This is a genomic window from Streptomyces sp. 13-12-16, assembly GCF_002114215.1.
In the GTDB taxonomy this organism is placed as follows: domain Bacteria; phylum Actinomycetota; class Actinomycetes; order Streptomycetales; family Streptomycetaceae; genus Streptomyces.
Genome location: NZ_NCTE01001452.1, coordinates 1 through 1,773, shown reverse-complemented (window position 1 = coordinate 1,773; position 1,773 = coordinate 1). Strand labels below are relative to the sequence as shown.

At 76.0% G+C, this 1,773-nt stretch carries 1 protein-coding gene and 2 pseudogenes; 1 reads left to right on the top strand and 2 read right to left on the bottom strand.

Going from position 1 to position 1,773, the window contains the following annotated elements:
* Both B7767_RS42535 and B7767_RS42530 read right to left on the bottom strand, forming a co-directional pair.
* Positions 1-353: pseudogene (locus tag B7767_RS42535) on the bottom strand (M56 family peptidase); the annotation flags it as partial.
* A 94-nt stretch (positions 354-447) separates the two neighbouring features.
* Positions 448-1,002 carry a DUF5134 domain-containing protein gene (locus B7767_RS42530; RefSeq protein ID WP_085576480.1) on the bottom strand — a complete coding sequence of 185 codons (555 nt, stop codon included), beginning with the start codon at positions 1,000-1,002 and terminating at the stop codon, positions 448-450.
* A 158-nt stretch (positions 1,003-1,160) separates the two neighbouring features.
* Here B7767_RS42530 and B7767_RS42525 point away from each other — a divergent pair.
* A pseudogene (locus B7767_RS42525) lies at positions 1,161-1,773 on the top strand (FUSC family protein); the annotation flags it as partial.

Below are 1,773 nucleotides of genomic sequence, written 5' to 3'. Positions count from 1 at the left end.
CGGGCGCGGGCCCGTACGACCTCCCGGACCAGCATCGCCGCGCTCCACAGCCCGCCGCACGCCAGCGCCACCGCGGTGGCCTGCGCCCAGAGTCCCGCCGTACCGAGCGCGTACGCCTCCACGACCGCACGGGGCGCGGTGGCGAACACACGGCCGCCCACCGCCCGCCAGGCGGCCGCCGCGCTGAACGTCATCGACAGCGCGCAGCACAGCAGCACCGCCGCGATCACGCACTGCCACGCCCACAGCGCCACCACCGGTTCACGGTCCGGCCAGTCGGCCCGGGCGAGCAGCCGGGGACCCGTGACGGCGGTCAGGACGCCGAGCAGCAGCAGGGCCGCGGGGAGGATCATGCGTGCAGCCTATGAGCGCGGGCCGCCCGAGGACACGGACGGGCGCACCGAAGTGACGCAGGCAACGGCCGCCGCCGCGCCGTGTGTCCCGCCCTCACATCGTCAGCAGCATCGCCACCATCGCGATCCCCATGGACAGCCGGCAGGCCCGCGCCAGCTCCGGCCGGTCACCCCAGCCCGCACCCCGGCCGCCCCCCGTCACGGTGACGGCGGGCACCAGTCGTACGCCGGTGGCGAGCACGTACGCGACGAAGTAGAGCAGCAGGGCCCCGGTCAGCAGGGGTGTGCCCGAGCCGCCGTGCCCGTGCCCGTGTCCCTGCCCGGCGGAGGCGGCCATGGTCACCGCCATGTACACCATCGCCCCGGCGCCGATCAGATGGTGCAGATGGCGCGCGCCGGTGCGGGCCGCCCACAGCGCGTGCAGCCCGGCCGCGCCGAACACCACCGCGTAGGCCGGCCAGGCCCACACCGGCGGGGTGAACACCGCCGCGGGCACGGCCATCACGGCCATGCCGAAGCCCATGAGCGCCTCGCCGCCCGCGGCACGGCGCTGCTCCACCACATGGCTGCGCATGCGCAGCAGACAGTAGGCGCCGGTCGCCGCGCAGAGCGCGACCAGCAGCCAGCCGGACGACACCGGTCCGTGCACCCGAACCTCCCCCTCGGCCCGCTCGACGGTCGGTCATGGCATGCCCGCCCCCGGCGACGGACACCCGAGCGCACGGGGGTGCGGGGGGAGCGCCCGGGGGAGCGCGGCAGGCCCGCGCATATGCTTCACGAGTAAAACACCTGCTAATCTTGTTCCTCATGAGCAGTGCGACCCCCACCCCCACCACCCCGCGGACAGCCCGGCGCCTCCCGCTCGCCGCCGCGCTGCGCCTCGGGCGGCCCTCCGACATCTGGTTCAAGCCGGCCCTCAGCGTGGTCGCCGCGGTCGCGCCGCCCAGCCTGCTCCTGGTGGCCCTCGGCCGGCTCGACCTCGCGATGTACACCATGGCGGGGTCCCTGTGCGCCCTCTACGCCCACAACCGCCCGTACGCCGCCCGGGCCAGGGTGCTGGCCTGGGTGGTGCTCGGCATGCTCGGCGGCCTCGCCGTGTCCCTGGTCGCCGCCTCCCTCACCGGCAACGCCGTGGTCCTGGTCACCGTCGGCGCCGTCCTGGCCGCCGTGCAGAAGGCGCTGTGCGACGCCACCCGCGTCGGCCCGCCCGGCCATGTGATCCTCACCTTCGTCAGCTCCGCCTCGCTGTTCGTGCCGCAGACCCTCGGACAGGTCCCCGGCCATCTCGCACTCGCCGCCGCGGCCGGTGCCTGGGCCTACCTGGTGGGCATGGCGCCCGCCCCGCTCCGGCCGCACGGCCCCGAACGCCGCGCCACCGCCCAGGCGCTGAACGCCGCCGCCGCGTACGCCGGGACCGGCG